This window comes from Streptomyces sp. (genome assembly GCF_019510245.1).
Lineage (GTDB): Bacteria > Actinomycetota > Actinomycetes > Streptomycetales > Streptomycetaceae > Streptomyces.
Genome location: NZ_JAEKKT010000181.1, coordinates 113769 through 131127, shown reverse-complemented (window position 1 = coordinate 131127; position 17359 = coordinate 113769). Strand labels below are relative to the sequence as shown.

At 72.6% G+C, this 17359-nt stretch carries 12 protein-coding genes; 10 read left to right on the top strand and 2 right to left on the bottom strand.

Annotated features, from left to right (window positions below; translation table 11 throughout):
• The first annotated feature begins 174 nt into the window (after positions 1-174).
• Positions 175-2439 (top strand): DEAD/DEAH box helicase, encoded by a 2265-nt coding sequence (locus JF597_RS36525; protein WP_294005600.1) that lies wholly within the window; start codon positions 175-177, stop codon positions 2437-2439.
• A 21-nt stretch (positions 2440-2460) separates the two neighbouring features.
• On the opposite strand, the gene JF597_RS36520 is transcribed toward JF597_RS36525, so the two are convergent.
• Positions 2461-3462 carry a LacI family DNA-binding transcriptional regulator gene (locus tag JF597_RS36520; protein WP_294005597.1) on the bottom strand — a complete coding sequence of 334 codons (1002 nt, stop codon included), beginning with the start codon at positions 3460-3462 and terminating at the stop codon, positions 2461-2463.
• A 244-nt stretch (positions 3463-3706) separates the two neighbouring features.
• Between JF597_RS36520 and JF597_RS36515 the strand changes: the two genes are divergently transcribed.
• From JF597_RS36515 to JF597_RS36495, 5 genes are all read left to right on the top strand, one after another.
• Positions 3707-5041, top strand: a complete 1335-nt coding sequence (locus tag JF597_RS36515; RefSeq protein WP_294005595.1) for an extracellular solute-binding protein — start codon at positions 3707-3709, stop codon at positions 5039-5041.
• Positions 5042-5048: 7 nt separating this feature from the next.
• Positions 5049-5996, top strand: a complete 948-nt coding sequence (locus JF597_RS36510; protein WP_294005592.1) for a carbohydrate ABC transporter permease — start codon at positions 5049-5051, stop codon at positions 5994-5996.
• On the top strand, positions 5993-6850 hold the full coding sequence (locus JF597_RS36505) for a carbohydrate ABC transporter permease (RefSeq protein WP_294005589.1): 858 nt from the start codon (positions 5993-5995) through the stop codon (positions 6848-6850). Before JF597_RS36510 ends, JF597_RS36505 begins: the two co-directional genes overlap by 4 nt.
• Positions 6851-6879: 29 nt before the next feature.
• A complete protein-coding gene (locus JF597_RS36500; protein WP_294005586.1) occupies positions 6880-9621 on the top strand; it encodes an alpha-mannosidase in 2742 nt (913 codons plus the stop codon).
• A 136-nt stretch (positions 9622-9757) separates the two neighbouring features.
• Complete coding sequence (locus JF597_RS36495) at positions 9758-12736, top strand: glycoside hydrolase family 2 TIM barrel-domain containing protein (RefSeq protein ID WP_294005583.1); 2979 nt, start codon at positions 9758-9760, stop codon at positions 12734-12736.
• A 93-nt stretch (positions 12737-12829) separates the two neighbouring features.
• Here JF597_RS36495 and JF597_RS36490 read toward each other — a convergent pair whose 3' ends face one another.
• Positions 12830-14029 (bottom strand): serpin family protein, encoded by a 1200-nt coding sequence (locus JF597_RS36490; protein ID WP_294005580.1) that lies wholly within the window; start codon positions 14027-14029, stop codon positions 12830-12832.
• Between the two features lie 220 nt (positions 14030-14249).
• On the opposite strand from JF597_RS36490, the gene JF597_RS36485 reads away from it, so the two are divergent.
• The 4 genes from JF597_RS36485 (at position 14250) to JF597_RS36470 (ending at position 17346) form a co-directional block, all read left to right on the top strand.
• Entirely contained in the window at positions 14250-15485 is a 1236-nt protein-coding gene (locus tag JF597_RS36485) for a DUF4190 domain-containing protein (protein ID WP_294005578.1), read from the top strand.
• 147 nt (positions 15486-15632) lie between these two features.
• Complete coding sequence (locus JF597_RS36480) at positions 15633-16385, top strand: GntR family transcriptional regulator (RefSeq protein ID WP_294005575.1); 753 nt, start codon at positions 15633-15635, stop codon at positions 16383-16385.
• Positions 16386-16713: 328 nt separating this feature from the next.
• On the top strand, positions 16714-16911 hold the full coding sequence (locus JF597_RS36475) for an SPOR domain-containing protein (RefSeq protein ID WP_294005573.1): 198 nt from the start codon (positions 16714-16716) through the stop codon (positions 16909-16911).
• 21 nt (positions 16912-16932) lie between these two features.
• Positions 16933-17346, top strand: coding sequence for a (deoxy)nucleoside triphosphate pyrophosphohydrolase (locus tag JF597_RS36470; RefSeq protein ID WP_294005570.1), 414 nt, complete (start codon positions 16933-16935; stop codon positions 17344-17346).
• The last annotated feature ends 13 nt before the right edge of the window (positions 17347-17359 follow it).

The window sequence follows — 17359 nt, the reverse complement described above, 5'->3', positions numbered from 1 at the left end:
ACACAATCCACCCCACGTGACCTGGTTGCCCCTTCTCCCTCTCGCGGCCTCTCGCGATGCAACTCCCGTACCGGGCCGAGCCACCCGTGGGCTGCTTCGTGCCGGGCCGCTCCGGACGGTGCGGGGTGGGAAGATGCCGGAACGGCCGGTGAGGAGAAGTGAGGGGCGGGGCGCGTGGGGCGGGAAGAGCGGGGCGTGGTCGCCCGGGGAGCACGGCTGGCCGAGGCGGCCCGGAACGTGGCCGGTGATCACGGCAGGGCCGTCGAGGCCGTACGGGCGGCACTCGCGCCGATCCACGACGCGGCGGTACGGCGGGAGCTCGACGCCATCCCGGTCGCGCGGCTCCAGGACGTCACCGAGGGCCGGCTGCGGCTGGGCGGCGTCGAGCAGAGCGGGCTGCGGACGGTGGGTGCCGTGCTCGACGCGGGCGCGTACCGGCTGCTGCAGATACCCGGTGTCGGGCGCCGCACCGTCGACCAGATGCTCGCCGCGGCCCGCAGACTCTCCGAGGCCGTGCACGAGACCGTGGCGGTCCATGTCGACGTGGACCGGCCGGAGCCGAGCACCACCGCGCTCGTCGTGGCCCTCCATGTACTGGTGGAGGCGGGGCCGGAGGCGCGCCGCGCCGTCGACCGGGCCGCTGCCCTGTCGCAACGGCTGGAGCCGCTGCTGGCCGACGCCCGCCCCGCCGCCGGGCGGTTCCGGATGCTCCTGGCCGGCCGGGAGCGCAAGGCCCGCGCGCTGGCAGCGGTGGCCGAACTCCGTCCGCTGGTGGAGGAGGCGGACCGGGGGCGGCTGCCCGAACTGTTCGCCCAGGCCTCCGTCGACCTGCTCCGGGGGCCGTCGTCCGACCTCGCCGCCTGGGCGGACTTCGAGCTCCGTTCCGCCGAGTACTACAGCCTGCTCGCCGAGTTCTCCGGTGCGGCGCCCGACACGGCCGCCGCCGAGGGCTTCCTGCCCGACGAGATCGCCGAGCGGGTCCGGGCCCAGCGCCTCGACGACTCGCACCGGCGGGTCTCCCTCCGCGGCTACCAGGCGTTCGGCGCGCGGTTCGCCCTCGCGCAGCGCAACGTGATCCTCGGCGACGAGATGGGCCTCGGGAAGACCATCCAGGCGATCGCCGTGCTGGCCCACCTGGCCGCCGAGGGGCAGAGCCACTTCATGGTGGTGTGCCCGGCGAGCGTCCTCGTGAACTGGACGCGGGAGATCGAGGCCCGCAGCGCCCTGCGCGCGATGCTGCTGCACGGCCCCGACCGGCGCGACGCGTTCGCGGACTGGAAGGGGCGGGGCGGGGTCGCGGTGACCACGTTCGACGCCCTGCGCGGGTTCCCGGCACCGGACGGCGGCGAGGTCGGCCTGTTCGTGGTCGACGAGGCGCACTCGGTGAAGAACCCGAAGGCCAAGCGGTCCCAGGCGGTCGCCCGGTGGGCGGAGCGCTGCGAGCGCACCCTGTTCATGACCGGCACCCCGATGGAGAACCGGGTCGCGGAGTTCCGCAACCTGGTCGGGATGCTCGACCGCGACGTCGCGGAGTCGCTGGACGACGGTGACGCCCTGGCCGGATCGGTCGCCTTCCGCAAGGCCGTCGCCCCCGTCTACCTGCGGCGCAACCAGCAGGACGTGCTGACCGAACTCCCGAGTCTCCAGCACACCGACGAGTGGGAGGAGTTGAGCGCGTCGGACGCGGAGGCGTACCGCGACGCCGTGCGCGCCGGCAACTTCATGGCGATGCGCAGGGCCGCCTACCTCCGCCCGGAGCGGTCGGCCAAGCTGGAGCGGCTCCGGGAGATCGTCGCGGAGGCCGGCGAGAACGGGCAGAAGACGGTGGTCTTCTCCAACTTCAAGGACGTCCTGCGCGTGGTCGAAGAGGCGCTCGCCGACGGTGCCCCGGTCTTCGGCCCGCTCACCGGCGGTGTTCCCGCCGCACGCCGGCAGCAGCTCGTTGACGACTTCGCCGCCGCCCCGGGCGCCGCGGTGCTGCTGGCGCAGATCCAGGCGGCGGGCGTCGGCCTCAACATGCAGGCCGCCTCCGTCGTCGTCATCTGTGAACCCCAGATCAAACCGACGATCGAACACCAGGCGGTGGCCCGGGCCCACCGCATGGGCCAGGTCAGACCGGTCCGGGTGCACCGCCTGCTCGCCACCGGGGGAGTGGACGAACGCCTGGTGGAGATGCTGGAGCGGAAGACCCGCCTGTTCGACGCCTACGCCCGCCGCAGCGCGGTGGCCGAAGCCACCCCGGACGCGGTCGACGTGTCGGACACCGAACTGGCCCGCCGGATCGTCGAGGAGGAACAGGCCCGCCTGGGGATGACGGACGGGGACCACGCCGAGCGAACGGCCGGGGACCGCCTCCTGAGAACCGACGGGGACCACGCCGAGCGAACGGACGGCGACCGCCCCCGGACAACCGACGACTCCGTCACCGTCACGCCCTGAACCCGGTCCGCCCGGCCGCCCCTACGCCGACTCGCGCACCCGCAACTCCGCCCCCACCGTCAGCTGTTCGGCGGCCAGTGGGTCGCCGCCGGTCAGCAGCCGGGCCGCCTGTTCGACGGCGAGCGCGCCGAGACGGCGGGTGTCCAGGGCCACCGTGGTCAGCTGCGGCTCGACCAGCGTGCCGAGCCGCAGGCCGTCGAAGCCGACCAGGGCGAGGTCCCGGGGGACCTGCCGGCCGAGCCGGCGCGCGGCGCGCAGCGCGCCGATGGCGATGATGTCGTTGAACGTGAAGACGGCGGTCAGGTCCGGGTGCGCGGCGAGGAGTTCCTGGAGCGCGCTCTCCCCGCCCTCGACGCTCTGGTCGGCGCGGGCCACGGAGCCCGGGTCCAGCCCGCACGCGGACATCGCGGCGTCGAACCACTGGTGCCGGACGCTCGGTTCGGATCGCTCGGCGTGTTCGAGCATGCCGATGTGCCGGTGTCCCGCGGCGGTCAGATGCCGGATCGCCGCGTGCACGCCGCTCTCGCCGTCGATCCGGATCGAGCTGAACCGCTGGGTGCGGTGCTCACGGTCGATGAGCACCACGGGGAGTCCGCGGGTCAGCCTGTCGATCTCTTCCTCGGGCAGGCTGAGATAGCCCACGACGGCGTCGACCTGGGAGGCGATCACCTCCAGCGTGCCCCGCTCCTCCTCGGGCCGGTCGCCGGTGTCGTACACGACGACGTGCCATCCCCGGTCCCGGGCCGCCTCCAGGGCGGCCGCGGCGACCTCGGTGAAGAACGGGTTGAGCAGGTCGGGGATGACGAGGCCGACACTTATGGTGTCCTGCCGGACGAGCCCCCGGGCGAACCGGCTCGGGCGGTAGCCGAGCGCCAGGGCGGTGTCGAGAACACGCTGCTTGGTGGAGACGCCGATCTCGCCCTTGTCGTTGAGCGCCCGTGACACGGTCTGCCGGGACACGCCCGCGGCCTGCGCCACATCGTCGATCGTGACCCTACGGGGTCCGGTCCCCGACGACGCCATCACTCACCTCCGCGTAATTGCCGACGCGCCAGCGTCGCAGGGACACCGAGTATGCCCCGGTGCACAGAAACCTTGACACTCAGCCGTCTGGAAGCCCACACTCCCAATCACTTCCCGTTACCGCTCCCGTGAGCGCTCACGTTACCGCTCACGGAACCCCATTCCAACCAGAAGGCATCCGCCTCCAGGTGTCAACGTCGACCCGCCTGGGCCTCGCGGCCAGGCGTTCTCTGGAACGGAAGACATGAGAAGCACAGCCACGCGCACCCGCCTCGCCGCAGCAGCCGCGACCGCGGGCATGGTCGTACTCGCCGGGTGTTCCTCGTCCGGTTCGTCGGACAACGCGTCCGCGTCCTCCTGCGAGCCCGCGAAGGGCAAGGTCACCCTCCAGTACTGGAACACCGTTCCGGGCATGGACAAGGTCGTCGCCCTGTGGAACAAGAAGCACCCGGACATCCAGGTCGAGACGAAGAACATCTCCAACGACCAGTACGGCACCCTCGGCAACGCCCTCAAGGCGGACAAGGCCCCGGACCTCGCCCAGGTCGGCTACGACGAACTGCCCAACCTGCGCACCCAGAGCGCCTTCGTGGACGCCTCGGCCTGCAAGGCGGCCGGCGCGGCCAAGTCGAAGTTCGTGCCGTGGACCTGGTCGCAGACCAGCTTCGGTGACACCGGCGTCTTCGCGATCCCGCAGGACACCGGCCCGATGGCGCTCTACGTCCGCGGCGACCTCTTCAAGAAGTACGACGTCGCCGTCCCCACGACCTGGGACGAGTACGCGACGGCCGCCGAGAAGCTGCACAAGGCGGACCCGAACCTCGACATCACGTTCTTCGACCCGAACAACGCCGAGTGGTTCAACGGGCTCCTCTGGCAGAACGACGCCAAGATGTACGGCTACTCCGGCGACAAGTGGCAGGTCTCCGTCGACTCGGCGCAGAGCAAGCAGGTCACGGACTACTGGCAGAAGCTGATCTCCGAGAAGGTCGTGCGCACCGACCTCGCCCACGGCTCCACCCAGATGTACGCGGCGTACCAGAAGGACCAGCTCGCCACCTACGTGGGCGCCGCCTGGGGTTACAGCATGTTCCGCGACAACCTGCCCAAGCAGGCCGGGAAGTGGACCATCGTCCCGATGCCGACGTGGGGCGCGAACGGCTCCTCCGGTGACTGGGGCGGCTCGACCGTCGCCTTCATGAAGGGCAGCAAGCACCTCTACGAGTCGGTGGAGTTCAACACCTGGCTGAACACCGACCCGGACGCCCTCGCGATGGAGAACAAGCTGGGCGGCCTCTACCCGGCGGCCACCGCCGGGCTGGACCTGCCCGCACTGAAGCAGGGCGTGCCGTACTACGGCAACCAGAAGATCTTCGACGTCTTCGCCGACGCCTCCAAGAAGATCGACACCAGTTTCGCCTGGGGTCCCACCCAGAAGACCGTGAACCTGGCCCTCCAGGACGCGATGGCCAAGGCCGCGGCCGGCGGCGGCACCCTCACCGACGCGCTCGCGACGGCCCAGGCGGCCGCGCTGAAGTCGATGAAGGACCAGGCGATCCCGGCGACGGCGGGCAAGTGACCTCGGTATGACCGACCTCGCAACCCGTCCGGCCGCGGGGCGGACCACGCCCGGGAACCGCCGTCGCCCGAACGGCGGCGGCCCCCGGGCGGGCACCGTCGCCGCCTTCGTGACCCCGTTCTTCCTGCCGTTCCTGCTCTTCTACCTGGTGCCGGTCGGCTACGCCCTCTGGCAGAGCTTCCGCGTGGTGCGCCGCTCCGGCGGCCAGTACGGGACGTCGTACACGGCCTTCGGAGGACTGGAGCAGTACGGGCAGGTGCTCCGGAACACCGAGTTCTGGTCCAGCATCGGCCGCATCGGGCTGTTCGGCGTCGTGCAGGTGCCGGTCATGCTGTTCGTGGCGCTGATCATCGCGCTGCTCCTCGACACGCCCCTGCTGAAGGGCAAGGGGTTCTTCCGCGTCGTGGCGTTCATGCCGTACGCGGTACCGGGCGTGATCGCCGCCATCATGTGGTCGTACCTGTACTCGCCCCAGCTCAGCCCGGTCGTCGACCTGCTGAACGGCATCGGGCTGCACCCCGACTTCCTCGGCCCGGGCGCGGTGCTCTGGTCGGCCGCGAACGTCTCCACCTGGCTGTGGACCGGCTACAACATGCTGATCATGTTCTCGGCGCTGCAGTCGATCCCGCAGGAGCTCTACGAGGCCGCGAAGCTCGACGGCGCCTCCAACTGGACCATCGCCTGGCGGGTCAAGGTGCCGATCATCGCCCCGTCGATCGTGCTGACCACCGTCTTCTCGATCATCGGCACCCTCCAGCTGTACGCCGAGCCGGCCGTGCTGCGGCAGATCTCCTCGAACATCTCCAGCACGTTCACGCCGAACATGCTCGCCTACACGGTGGCCTCCGGGAACAACTATCAGCAGGCCGCGGCCATCTCGGTGGTCATCGCCGTCATCACCTTCGTCTTGAGCTTCGGGTTCATGCGACTGACCTCGAAGAAGGCCGGACTGTGAGCAACTCGACCACCGACCGCGAAAGCCGGGTCAGCCGTACGGCCGCCATGGGGCTGATGCTGCTCCTGGCCGTCTACTTCCTGCTGCCGGTGTACTTCCTGGTCGTCGCGGCGACCAAGCCGCAGGGCGACCTCGCCGCCACCAACGGACTGGCGTTCTCGCACTTCAACCTGTTCGACAACCTGCACACCCTGTTCACCCGCAGCGGCGGCGTCTTCGGCCGCTGGGCCCTCAACACCGTCCTGTACGCGGTGCTGGGCGCGGCCGTGGGGACCCTGATCTCCGCGCTGTGCGGCTACGCCCTCGCCAAGTTCACCTTCCGCGGCCGGGAGTTCCTGTTCTCCGTCATCCTCGGCGGCGTCCTGGTGCCCACCACCGCGCTCGCCCTGCCGCTGTTCCTGCTGTTCTCGGCGACCGGGCTCGTCAACACCTACCTGGCGGTGTTCCTGCCCAGCATCGTCAGCCCGTTCGGCGTCTACCTCGCCCGGATCTTCGCGAACGCCTCGGTGCCGCAGGAGCTGATCGAGTCGGCGCGGCTGGACGGCGCCGGCGAGTTCCGCACGTTCTTCTCGGTGGCGTTCCGGCTGATGACACCGGCCCTGGTGACCATCTTCCTGTTCCAGTTCGTGGCCATCTGGAACAACTTCTTCCTGCCGATGGTGATGCTCCAGAAGGAGTCCCTCTTCCCGATCACCCTCGGCCTGTACGAGTGGAACGGCCAGACCGCCCGCTCCCCGCTGCTCCAGGAGTCCATCATCACCGGCTCGCTGGTGTCGATCCTGCCGGTGATCGTCGTCTTCATCCTCCTCCAGCGGTTCTGGCGCACCGGCCTCGCCGCCGGCTCGCTCAAGTGACCCCCCACGCACAGAAGGTGTTCCCCGCCATGCCCAACCCGGCAGTCTTCGTGCCCCACTTCCACTGGGACCGCGAGTGGTACGAGCCGTTCCAGGTGTTCCGGCACCGGCTCGTCACCGCCCTGGACACCGTGCTGGAGACGGCCGAGGCGGACCCGGACTTCCGGTTCACCGTCGACGGGCAGATGGCCGCCGTCGAGGACTACCTGGAGATGCGGCCCGAGAACCGCGACCGGGTCGCCGCCCTGGTCCGCGAGGGCCGGCTGGCCGTCGGGCCGTGGCTGGTCCTGCTCGACGAGTTCCTCTGCTCCGGCGAGACCGTCGTCCGCAACCTCCAGATGGGCTGGGCGGCCGCCGAACGGCTCGGCGGCGCGATGCCGGTCGGCTATCTGCCGGACATGTTCGGCCACATCGCGCAGATGCCGCAGATCCTGGCCCGCGCCGGCATCGAGCACGCGGCGCTGTGGCGCGGGGTACCCGGCACGGTCGACGGGCACGCCTTCCGCTGGCGCGCGCCCGACGGCTCCGAGGTGCGCACCGAGTTCCTCTTCGACGGGTACGACAACGGCCTCGACGTCCTGCTGGTACCGGACCGGATCCGCAGCGCGCTCGCCGAGTACGCCGGGATGACGGCCGGGCGGTGGGGCGCCGACCCGGTGCTCGCCATGGCCGGCACCGACCACAACGCGCCCGACCCGCGGCTGGCGGACTGGCTGCGCAGGGCCTCCGGCGAGGAGCGGCCGATCACCGTCGCCACCCTCGACGAGTACATCCGCGGGCACGTACGGGACGAGGTGACCACCGTCGTCACCGGTGAGCTGCGCAGTCACGTACGGGGCAACATCCTCCCGGGCGTCCTGTCGGTCCGGCTCGGACTCAAGCAGCGGATGGCCGCCGCCGAGCGGACCGTCGACCACGCCGAGCGGTTGAACGCCCTGTGGTCCGGCCGCGACGACTCCGCCTTCCTCGCCCTCGCCTGGCACAAGATCATCGAGTCGACGGCGCACGACTCCGTGGTCGGCTCCGGCACCGACGAGACCTGCGACCAGGTCGCGGCCCGGCTCGCGGAGGCCGCGCAGACCGCCCGCGCCGTCCGGGACGCGGCCCTCGCCGAGCCCGCCGCCCGGGTGCCGGGCGACGCCTACCTGGTCGCCAACCCGCTGCCGTCGCCCCGGACCGCACTGGTCGAGGTGGACGTGGTCGCCGCGCCGGAGGGCAGCACACCGGTCGCGACCACCGCCGACGGCACGGCGCACCCCGTCCAGCTGGTCTCCCGGGCCCCGACCGTCCTCAGCGACGAGCGGCTCGACGCCTCCCAGCTGGAACGCGTGCTGCGCCGCATCCACCGCCGCGAGCTGTTCGGCCTGCTGATCGACGGCTACGAACTCACCCCGAACTCCCTGGTCTTCCACCTCGCCGAGGTCCCGGACGGCCCCTTCGACCTGATGACCCTGCGCGGCGAGGTCGCCGCCGCGGCCGCCGCGCACCAGGGGGAGTGGCGGGTGCGGACCCTCGCCCAGGCCCGCGCCACCGCGCTGGTGGCCGTGCCCGTCCCGGCCACCGGACTCGCCGCCTTCCGGGTCGAGGCGGCCGACGGGCCGCCCGCCGCCCCGGAGCTGCGGCCCGCGACGGCGACGGCGGACACCCTCTCCAACGGCCTGGTCGAGGTCGCCGTGACCGCCGACGGCACCCTGGACGTGACCGGTGCCGACGGCACCGTCCTGACCGGTGTCGGCCGCCTGGTGGACGGCGGCGACCGCGGCGACAGCTACAACTACGCCCCTCCGGCCCACGACGTCCTCGTCTCCGAGCCGGTCCGGATCGGCGTCGAACTCCTCGAAAGCGGCCCGCTGCGGGCCCGGTTGCGCGTCACCCGCGTCTACGAGTGGCCGGAGGCACTCGCCGACGGCGACCGCGACCGCCGCGCGGGGCGTACCGTCCCGACCCCCGTGGACATGCTGGTGGAGGTCCGCGCGGGCGAGCCCTTCGTCCGGATCTCCACGTCGTTCCTGAACCGGTCGGCCGACCACCGGCTGCGCCTGCACGTCCCGCTGCCGCTGCCCGTCACCACGTCCGCGTCGGCCGGCCAGTTCGCCGTCACCGAGCGCGGCCTGACCGCCGAGGGCGGCTGGGGCGAGTACCCCCTCCCCACCTTCCCGGCGAGCACCTTCGTGTCGGCGGGCCCGGCCACCGTCCTGCTCGACCACTCCGCCGAGTACGAACTCGTCGACGACGGCTCCGCCCTCGCCCTCACCCTGCTGCGCGCCATCGGCTCCATCAGCGTCAACATCCACCCCCTGCGCGACGAACCCGCCGCGAGCGAGATCCCCGCCCCGGGCGCCCAGGACCTGGGCATCCGCATCGAGAACCGGTTCGCCGTGCTGCCCCGGGCGGCCGGCCGGCCGGGCGCGAACGCGGTCGCCCTCGCCGAGGAGTTCCGCAACGACGCCCTGGTCACCCGCGGCACCGCACCCGGCGGCGCCCCGCTGCCCCCGGACGCGGCCGGCGTCCAGGTCGACGGCCGGGACGTGTACGTGTCGAGCATCCGCCGGATCACCGACTCCGAGCACGGACCCGGCACCGAACTCCGGCTGGCCGCGATGCGGGACACCGCGACGGCCGTCCGCGTGACCGGCGCCTTCGCCGAGGCCACCACCGTCGACCTGCTCGGCCGCCCGATCGCCCCCGAACCGGTCCGCAACGGGCTCGAACTCGACCTCGGTCCCTGGGAGATCCGCACGGTAGTCCTCCGCGGGGCGCTCCGCTGGTAGGGCCGCGATGTGCCCGTCCGCCGTCTGTCGGCTGCCGCGCCGTGGTGGCTGGTCGCGCAGTTCCTCCCCCAGCCTTCGGCCGGGGGTACCCCCAGCGCCCCTTCGGGGCGCCCGTCCTCGAGAAAGTTGTGACGTCTTGTCCTCCGAGCCCACCGCATACGTATCGGACCCCGCCCCCTGGCACGGTGCCCTGCGCCCGGCCCGCTCCTGGCTGCACTCCGACGCCCCGTCCCTGTCGCTGAACGGCCCCTGGCGCTTCCGGCTGTCGCCCACGGCGGCCGTGGCCGAGGAGTTCACCGCCGAGGACTTCGACGACCGGGGCTGGGACAGCATCCCGGTACCCGCGCACTGGGTGCTGGAGGGCGACGGCGCCCATGGCCGGCCGGCGTACACGAACATCCAGTTCCCGTTCCCGATCGACCCGCCGCACGTCCCCGACGAGAACCCCACCGGTGACTACCGCCGCCACTTCGACCTCCCCGCCGGCCGGCCGGACGCCGAGCGGGTCGTCCTGCGGTTCGACGGCGTCGAGTCGCTGTTCAAGGTGTGGGTGAACGGCGTCGAGATCGGCAGCGCGAGCGGCAGCCGGCTCGCCCACGAGTTCGACGTCACCTCCGCCGTGCGCCCCGGCGACAACGTCGTCGCCGTCCGCGTGCACCAGTGGTCGGCCGCCAGCTACCTGGAGGACCAGGACCAGTGGTGGCTGCCGGGCATCTTCCGGGACGTCACCCTGCTCGTGCGCCCCGCCGGGGGCATCGAGGACGTCTGGCTGCGCACCGGCTACGACCACGGGCGCGGGCGCGTCGAGACGGAGGTCACCGCCGACGCGGCCGCGTTCCCGGTCACCCTGCGCATCCCCGAACTGGGCGTGGAACAGGTCTGGGAGACGGCGGCCGACGTGGCGCCCGTGGACATCCCGGAGGTGGAGCCGTGGTCGGCCGAACTGCCCCGGCTGTACGACGTCACCGTGTCCTCGGCCGGCGAGAGCATCGCCCTGCGGGCCGGCTTCCGCACGGTCGAGATCCGCGGCGACCGGTTCCTGGTCAACGGCCGCAAGGTCGTCTTCCACGGCATGAACCGGCACGAGGCCCACCCCGAGCGCGGCCGGGTCTTCGACGAGGCGCACGCCCGCGCCGACCTGGCCAGGATGAAGCGGTTCAACGTGAACGCCATCCGCACCAGCCACTACCCGCCGCACCCCCGGCTGCTCGACCTCGCCGACGAACTCGGCTTCTGGGTCGTCCTCGAGTGCGACCTGGAGACCCACGGCTTCGAGAAGGGCGGCTGGGCCGGCAACCCGACCGACGACCCGGCCTGGCGCGCGGCCTGCCTGGACCGCATCGAGCGCACGGTCGAGCGGGACAAGAACCACCCCGCCGTCGTGATGTGGTCGCTCGGCAACGAGGCCGGCACCGGAGCCAACCTCGCCGCCATGTCCGCCTGGGTGCACGCCCGCGACCCCGAGCGTCCCGTGCACTACGAGGGCGACTACACCGGCGACTACACCGACGTGTACTCCCGGATGTACTCGACGGTGCCGGAGACCGAGCAGATCGGCACCGACGGCTCCACCGCCCCGCTGCTGGGCTGCACCCCGGCCCAGGGTGCCCGGCAGCGCACCAAGCCGTTCCTGCTCTGCGAGTACGCCCACGCGATGGGCAACGGGCCGGGCGCCCTCGACCAGTACGAGGACCTGGTCCACCGCCACCCGCGGCTGCACGGCGGCTTCGTCTGGGAGTGGCGCGACCACGGCATCCTGGCCACCGCCCCCGACGGGACGCCGTACTACGCCTACGGCGGCGACTTCGGCGAGGTCGTGCACGACGGCAACTTCGTGATGGACGGGATGGTGCTCAGCGACGACGTGCCGACGCCCGGCCTCCACGAGTTCAAGGCGGTCGTCCAGCCGATCCGGTTCGCCTTCGACGGCGACGGGCTCGCCATCACCAACCTGCGGCACTCGGCCGACACCTCCGACCTGCGGTTCCGCTGGCGCGTCGAACACGACGGAACGCCCGTGGCAGCGGGGGAGCTGGCGGTCCCCGCCGTGGCGGCGGGCGCGTCGGAGCGGGTGGCGCTGCCGCCGGTCGAGGTGGCGGCGGACGCCGAGACCTGGCTGACCGTCGAGGCCGTACTGGCCGCCGGCACCGCCTGGGCTCCCGAGGGGCACGAGATCGCCACCGCCCAACTGGACTGCTCGGCACGGCGGCCGGTGCCCGCCGTCCGGCCCCGGACCGGCTGGCGGCCCGGCGGGGGAACGCGCACGCTCGGCATCGCCGAGTTCACCGGCGGCTCCCTCACCCGCCTCGCCGGACGCCCCGTCACCGGCCCCCGGCTGGAACTGTTCCGGGCACCCACCGACAACGACGAGGGCACCGCCGACCGGCTGGAGGGCAGCGACAACAGCACGGCCGACGTGTCCAGCGCCGACCTGTGGCGCCGCGACGGACTCGACCGCCTCGTCACCCGCCGGATCGGCGTGGAGCACGCCACGGACGCCCTGCGCACCGTCGACCGGGTCTCCGCGGCGGACTCCGCGCTCTCGGTGACGGTCGAGTCGGTCTGGTCGGTCGAGGACGGCGAACTGGAACTGCGCGTCGAGATCGAGCCCTCGCGCGGCTGGGCGACGGTGTGGCCGCGGATCGGGGTCCGCTTCGAACTGCCCGACGGCACGGCCCCCGTGGACGGCGCGGAGTGGTTCGGCCTGGGCCCGCTGGAGTCCTACCCCGACAGCCTCCGCGCGGCCCGCACCGGCCGGTTCGCGGCCGGCGTCCGGGAGCTCTCGGTCGACTACGCGCGCCCCCAGGAGACCGGCCACCGCTCCCGGCTGCGCCGGCTCACGCTCACCAGCGGCGACACCGAGGTGCTCCACATCGACGCCCTCCCCGACACCCGGGGCAGGCGCCCCGGCTTCACCCTCGCCCGCCACACCCCGCAGCAGATCGCGCGGGCCGCCCACCCCTACGAACTCCCGGAGTCCGCCACCAGCCACCTGATCATCGACGCGGCCCAGCACGGCCTCGGCTCACGCGCCTGCGGACCGGACGTGTGGCCGGAGTTCGCGCTGCGCCCCGAGGCCCGCACGATCAGGCTGCGGATCACGGCGGGAGCCTGAACAGCAGGACCCGGCAGCCCTTCCACCGTCCGCACCCACGCGGTCCACGCGGGCCGTCCGCAGCGCCGTCGTGCCGTTCGACCTGCTCCGGAGCTACGACGGCGCACCGTGGTACTCCGGCCGGCCGGCCACCGCCGGCTCGGTCACCCACCCAGCCACCAGCACCAGCCGGCTCTCCCGGTGCACGGCGAGGAAGCCGAACGGCCGGTCGAGGGCGGCCCGTACCACCGTGGACTCGTACCGGTACTGCGGCGGGCCGCCGCCCGGCGCCGCCACCACCGCCGTGACCGCGGCGGCCCGGAAGCCCAGCGGCCCGAACTCGGCGACCGCGGACTGTCCGGCCGCCCCGACGGCGAGCGGCGCGGCACTGATCCCGGGGAAGTGCCCACCGCGGGCGTCGGCGGCCGTGGAGAGCCCGAACAGACCGTGCAGCTGGAGCAGATCGTGGTCGGCGCGGACCGTGAAGCCCGGGGTGGTCACGTCGAGCCGGATCGGGTCCGGCGCGACGGACGGCTGCCGCTCCACGACCACACCCGGCCCCGCGGGCCCGTAGGGGAGCTGTCCGCCGGTCGTCACCGGCAGCGCCCGCTCCAGGACGCCGATGCCCGTGTGCAGCACCTCTCCCGGGGCCATCCCCTCCGCGCCGAGCAGCAGATGCACGTCGAGACCGTTGTGGCCGAGGACCTTCAGTGTGGTGACGGGGCCGTCCGGACCCGCGGTCACCCCGATCCGGTCGGGCCGGACGCTGCTGCGGTGCAGACCGGCCAGGTCCCGCCCCTGCCAGGGCCCGGAGCCGGGCCGCAGCACGGTCTCCCGGAACGGGTGCTGCCAGTCCGTGCGCAGCGCCAGCGCGGTCGCCAGCACCATCCGGGCGCCCTCGGCGAGCCGCACCGGCAGCCGCTCGACCAGCCCCTCCGTGCGCTTCGCCGCCCACGCGTCCAGCGCCTCCCGGGAGGCCTCGGGATCGGCACCGAGCACCCCGTGCGCGTCCGCGGGCAGCCCCGCCGCCCACTGCTCGCGCAGCTCCAGCGCCCGGTCGGTCCACAGCCCCAGAGCCGACCCGACGCCCGGCATCGAGTCGAGCCCCGTCAGTAACTCCCGCGCACCGGCCGCGGCCTGGTCGGCCTGCCTGCCCACGGCCCGGGTCAGTTCGTCCCGGGCCGGACCGGCGGCACCGTCGGCGAGGAAGGCCAGCAGCGGCCAGACGCCGGCGGCCGAGAAGACCGTGCCCTGTCTGGTCTGCCGCGCCCAGCGTGCGGTGAGCGCGTTGACGGCGCCGACGGTCTCGTTCATTCGTCGTCCTCCCAGGGGTATTCGGCGAAGGGCGGGGAGGCCGAGGGGGCGGCCGTCCACCAGGAGGCCCGGCGCGCGGTCGGCCCGTGCACCGCGCGCGGCCGCTGTCCCCACCCTCATTCCGCCCCCGATCACGGCGCGCTTACGATGCGCGCAGTCGTACGTCAGTTCAGCCGTCCGTTTCCGCGCGGCCCGACGCCCCCTCAGGAGCACGGTACCGGTGTCCATACCTCCGCCCCCCGGCCCCCACCAGCCACAAGGGCCCTATCAACCACCCCAGTCGGGCCAGCCGCAGTACCCGCAGTACCCGCAGGCGCCGTACGGGCAGCAGGCGCCGTACGGGCAGCAGCCGCCGTACCCGGGGCCGTACCAGCCCTGGGGGCAGGGCTACGGCCCCTACGCCCCGCAGCCGCCCGTCAACGGGCTCGCCGTCGCCTCCCTCGTGCTCGGGCTGCTGTGCTGTCTGCCGGGGGTGGGGCTGGTGCTGGGGCTGGTCGGGCTGGGGCAGATCCGCAAGCGCGGTGAGCGCGGCAGGGCGATGGCGGTCACCGGGTCGGTGTTCTCCGCGCTCGGGCTGGCCCTGTGGGTGCTGGTGCTGGCCACGGGCGGGGCGGCGGAGTTCTGGGAGGGCGTCAAGGAGGGCGCGAACGACAGCTCCAGCCTCTCCCTGTCCACCGGCGACTGCTTCGACACCCCCGACGGCACGCTCACCGGCGACCTGGTCTCCGACGTCACCGTCGTGGACTGCGGGAAGGCGCACGACGGCGAGGTCTTCGCCACCTACCGGCTCAAGGGTTCGGACTACCCGGGCGACGACAGCGTCGGCGACTCGGCCGACCGGCGCTGCTACGGCCTGGAGGACGGTTACGCGATGGACGGCTGGGCGATCCCCGGCGACGTCGACGTGTACTACTTCACGCCCAGTCAGGACAGCTGGGAGTACGGCGACCGGGAGGTCGCCTGCGTCTTCGGCAACACGACCGAGGGCCGCACCCTGTCCGGCTCGCTGCGCAACGACGAGAGCGTGCTCGACAACGACCAGGTCGCCTATCTCGACGCCGCGCACGTCCTCAACTCCGCCCTCGCCACCGTCCCCGAGGCCGAGTACGTCGAGGACGACCTGCCCGGCTACCGGCAGTGGGCGGGCCGGGTGACCACGGCGCTCGGGAAGCAGACCGCGATGCTGCGCGCGCACGGCTGGGGCCCGGACGGGAAGAAGCCGGTGAACGACCTGGTCGCGGACCTCGACCGGGCGAGGACGGAGTGGGCGAAGGCCGCGAAGGCCACGGACGCGGACACGTACTACGCCCACTACGACAAGGGTTCGTCGCTCCTCGACCCGAAGCGGACCGTCACGGCCCGCAAGGCTCTGGGCCTCGCCACGACCCCGCCCTCGTCCGGCGACGGGGGCGGCGGCTCCGGGAGCGGAGGAAGTGGCTCCGGCATGGAGGTGTGATCGCGGCTATAACGGGGAGAAAGTGCCTGCGTAAAGCCTCCCCGGGCCGTATGTCATCACATCGAGTGATTCTCTGGCCTTTGCTTGCATGGCTCAACCCACGGTTGCCACGCTGTTGCTGTCTGTACAACCTGATGGGAGCGGCCAGTGACTTTCGGTGAGCAGCCGGCGTATCTGCGTGTCGCGGGTGATCTCCGCAAGAAGATCGTCGACGGTTCGCTGCCTCCCCACACCCGGCTGCCCTCCCAGGCCCGCATCCGCGAGGAGTACGGCGTCTCGGACACGGTGGCCCTGGAGGCCCGCAAGGTGCTGATGGCCGAGGGGCTGGTCGAGGGCCGGTCCGGCTCCGGGACCTATGTGCGCGAGCGGCCCGTGCCCCGGCGGGTGGCCCGCTCCGGGTACCGCCCGGCCGGCGGCGCCACCCCGTTCCGGCAGGAGCAGTCCGACGCGGCGGCGCGCGGCACCTGGGAGTCCAGCAGCGAGCAGACCGGCGCGGGCGCCGCGATCGCCGACCGGCTCGGCATCCACGTCGGCGACCGCGTGATGTGCACCCGGTACCTCTTCCGGGACGCCGGCGAGCCGATGATGCTCTCCACCTCCTGGGAGCCCCTCGCCGTCACCGGCCGCACCCCCGTGATGCTGCCCGAGGAGGGCCCGCTCGGCGGGATGGGCGTGGTCGAGCGGATGCGCGCCATCGACGTCGTCGTGGACAACGTCACCGAGGAGGTGGGCGCCCGCCCCGGCCTCGCCGAGGAACTCCTCACCCTGGGCGGGGTCCCCGGCCACGTCGTCCTGGTGATCCAGCGGACGTACTACGCCTCCGGCCGCCCGGTGGAGACCGCGGACGTCGTCATCCCCGCGGACCGCTACCGGGCCTCCTACCATCTGCCGGTGAGGTAGGCGGGCGTACCACCTCGCAGTGAAGTAGCGCACACCCTTGCGATGGTTGACGCCTTCACGACTCGGATCCGGACCGGCGCCTGCCGCTGCAATCCGGCCGTTCTCCCAGGTGACCGGGGTGTCCTCGGCATGCCCGCGACCCGAAGTGCGGGGCGCGCGAACGGCGCATTCGTTGCCGTGCGCCCCCACCGTTCTGGCTGGTTGCGTACCTCTTTGTGAAAAGGCGTATTCGCTGCGTAAAGGTTAGGCGTACGCTCGGGCATATGCGGAGTGCGGTTTCCTTAGCGGGGCGGGGACGGACGGGAGCCGGGAGATGCGGAGGGGCGCGATGACGGAAGGCACGGTCTCTCTCCCCTGGCTCGTCATACGGCAGGACGACAACGGCAATCGCTACCGCGTCGGCCGGTACGCGACCCGGGCCGAGGCGCAGAAGATCGCCGACAGTCTCGACGACCGCGGACACAAGCAGCTCTACTGGGTCGAGCGCATCGGCCACGCCAACGGGGACGCGGCAGGCCGGAACTGACCCTCCCGTAGGCTCCGGCCCATGAGCGAACGGATCGTGGTGGTCGGAGCCGCCCTGATCGACACCGGCCGCCTCCTCGCGGCCCGCCGCAGCGCACCCCCCGAGCTGGCCGGCCGCTGGGAGCTGCCCGGCGGCAAGGTGGAGCCCGGCGAGACCCCCGAGCACGCCCTCGTGCGCGAACTGCGCGAGGAGTTGGGCATCGAGGCGGAGACGCTGATGCGCGTACCGGGAGAGTGGCCGCTGCGACCCCCGTACGTCCTCCAGGTGTGGACCGCCCGCCTCCGCCCCGACTCCCCGGCCCCCAAGCCCCTCCAGGACCACGACGAACTGCGCTGGCTGACCCCGCCCGAGATCTGGCACGTGAACTGGCTGGACCAGGACGTACCAGCGGTACGCGAGCTCACGGCAATGATGGGGCCGCGACACTCCGCTTGAGTGAGGGGCGCAG

Excerpts from the sequence above, each read along its gene's own strand:
- JF597_RS36520 (WP_294005597.1), bottom strand. The coding sequence starts at position 3,462 with ATGGCGTCGTCGGGGACCGGACCCCGTAGGGTCACGATCGACGATGTG.
- JF597_RS36515 (WP_294005595.1), top strand. The coding sequence starts at position 3,707 with ATGAGAAGCACAGCCACGCGCACCCGCCTCGCCGCAGCAGCCGCGACC.
- JF597_RS36510 (WP_294005592.1), top strand. The coding sequence starts at position 5,049 with ATGACCGACCTCGCAACCCGTCCGGCCGCGGGGCGGACCACGCCCGGG.
- JF597_RS36500 (WP_294005586.1), top strand. The coding sequence starts at position 6,880 with ATGCCCAACCCGGCAGTCTTCGTGCCCCACTTCCACTGGGACCGCGAG.
- JF597_RS36490 (WP_294005580.1), bottom strand. The coding sequence starts at position 14,029 with ATGAACGAGACCGTCGGCGCCGTCAACGCGCTCACCGCACGCTGGGCG.
- JF597_RS36475 (WP_294005573.1), top strand. The coding sequence starts at position 16,714 with ATGACGGAAGGCACGGTCTCTCTCCCCTGGCTCGTCATACGGCAGGAC.
- JF597_RS36470 (WP_294005570.1), top strand. The coding sequence starts at position 16,933 with ATGAGCGAACGGATCGTGGTGGTCGGAGCCGCCCTGATCGACACCGGC.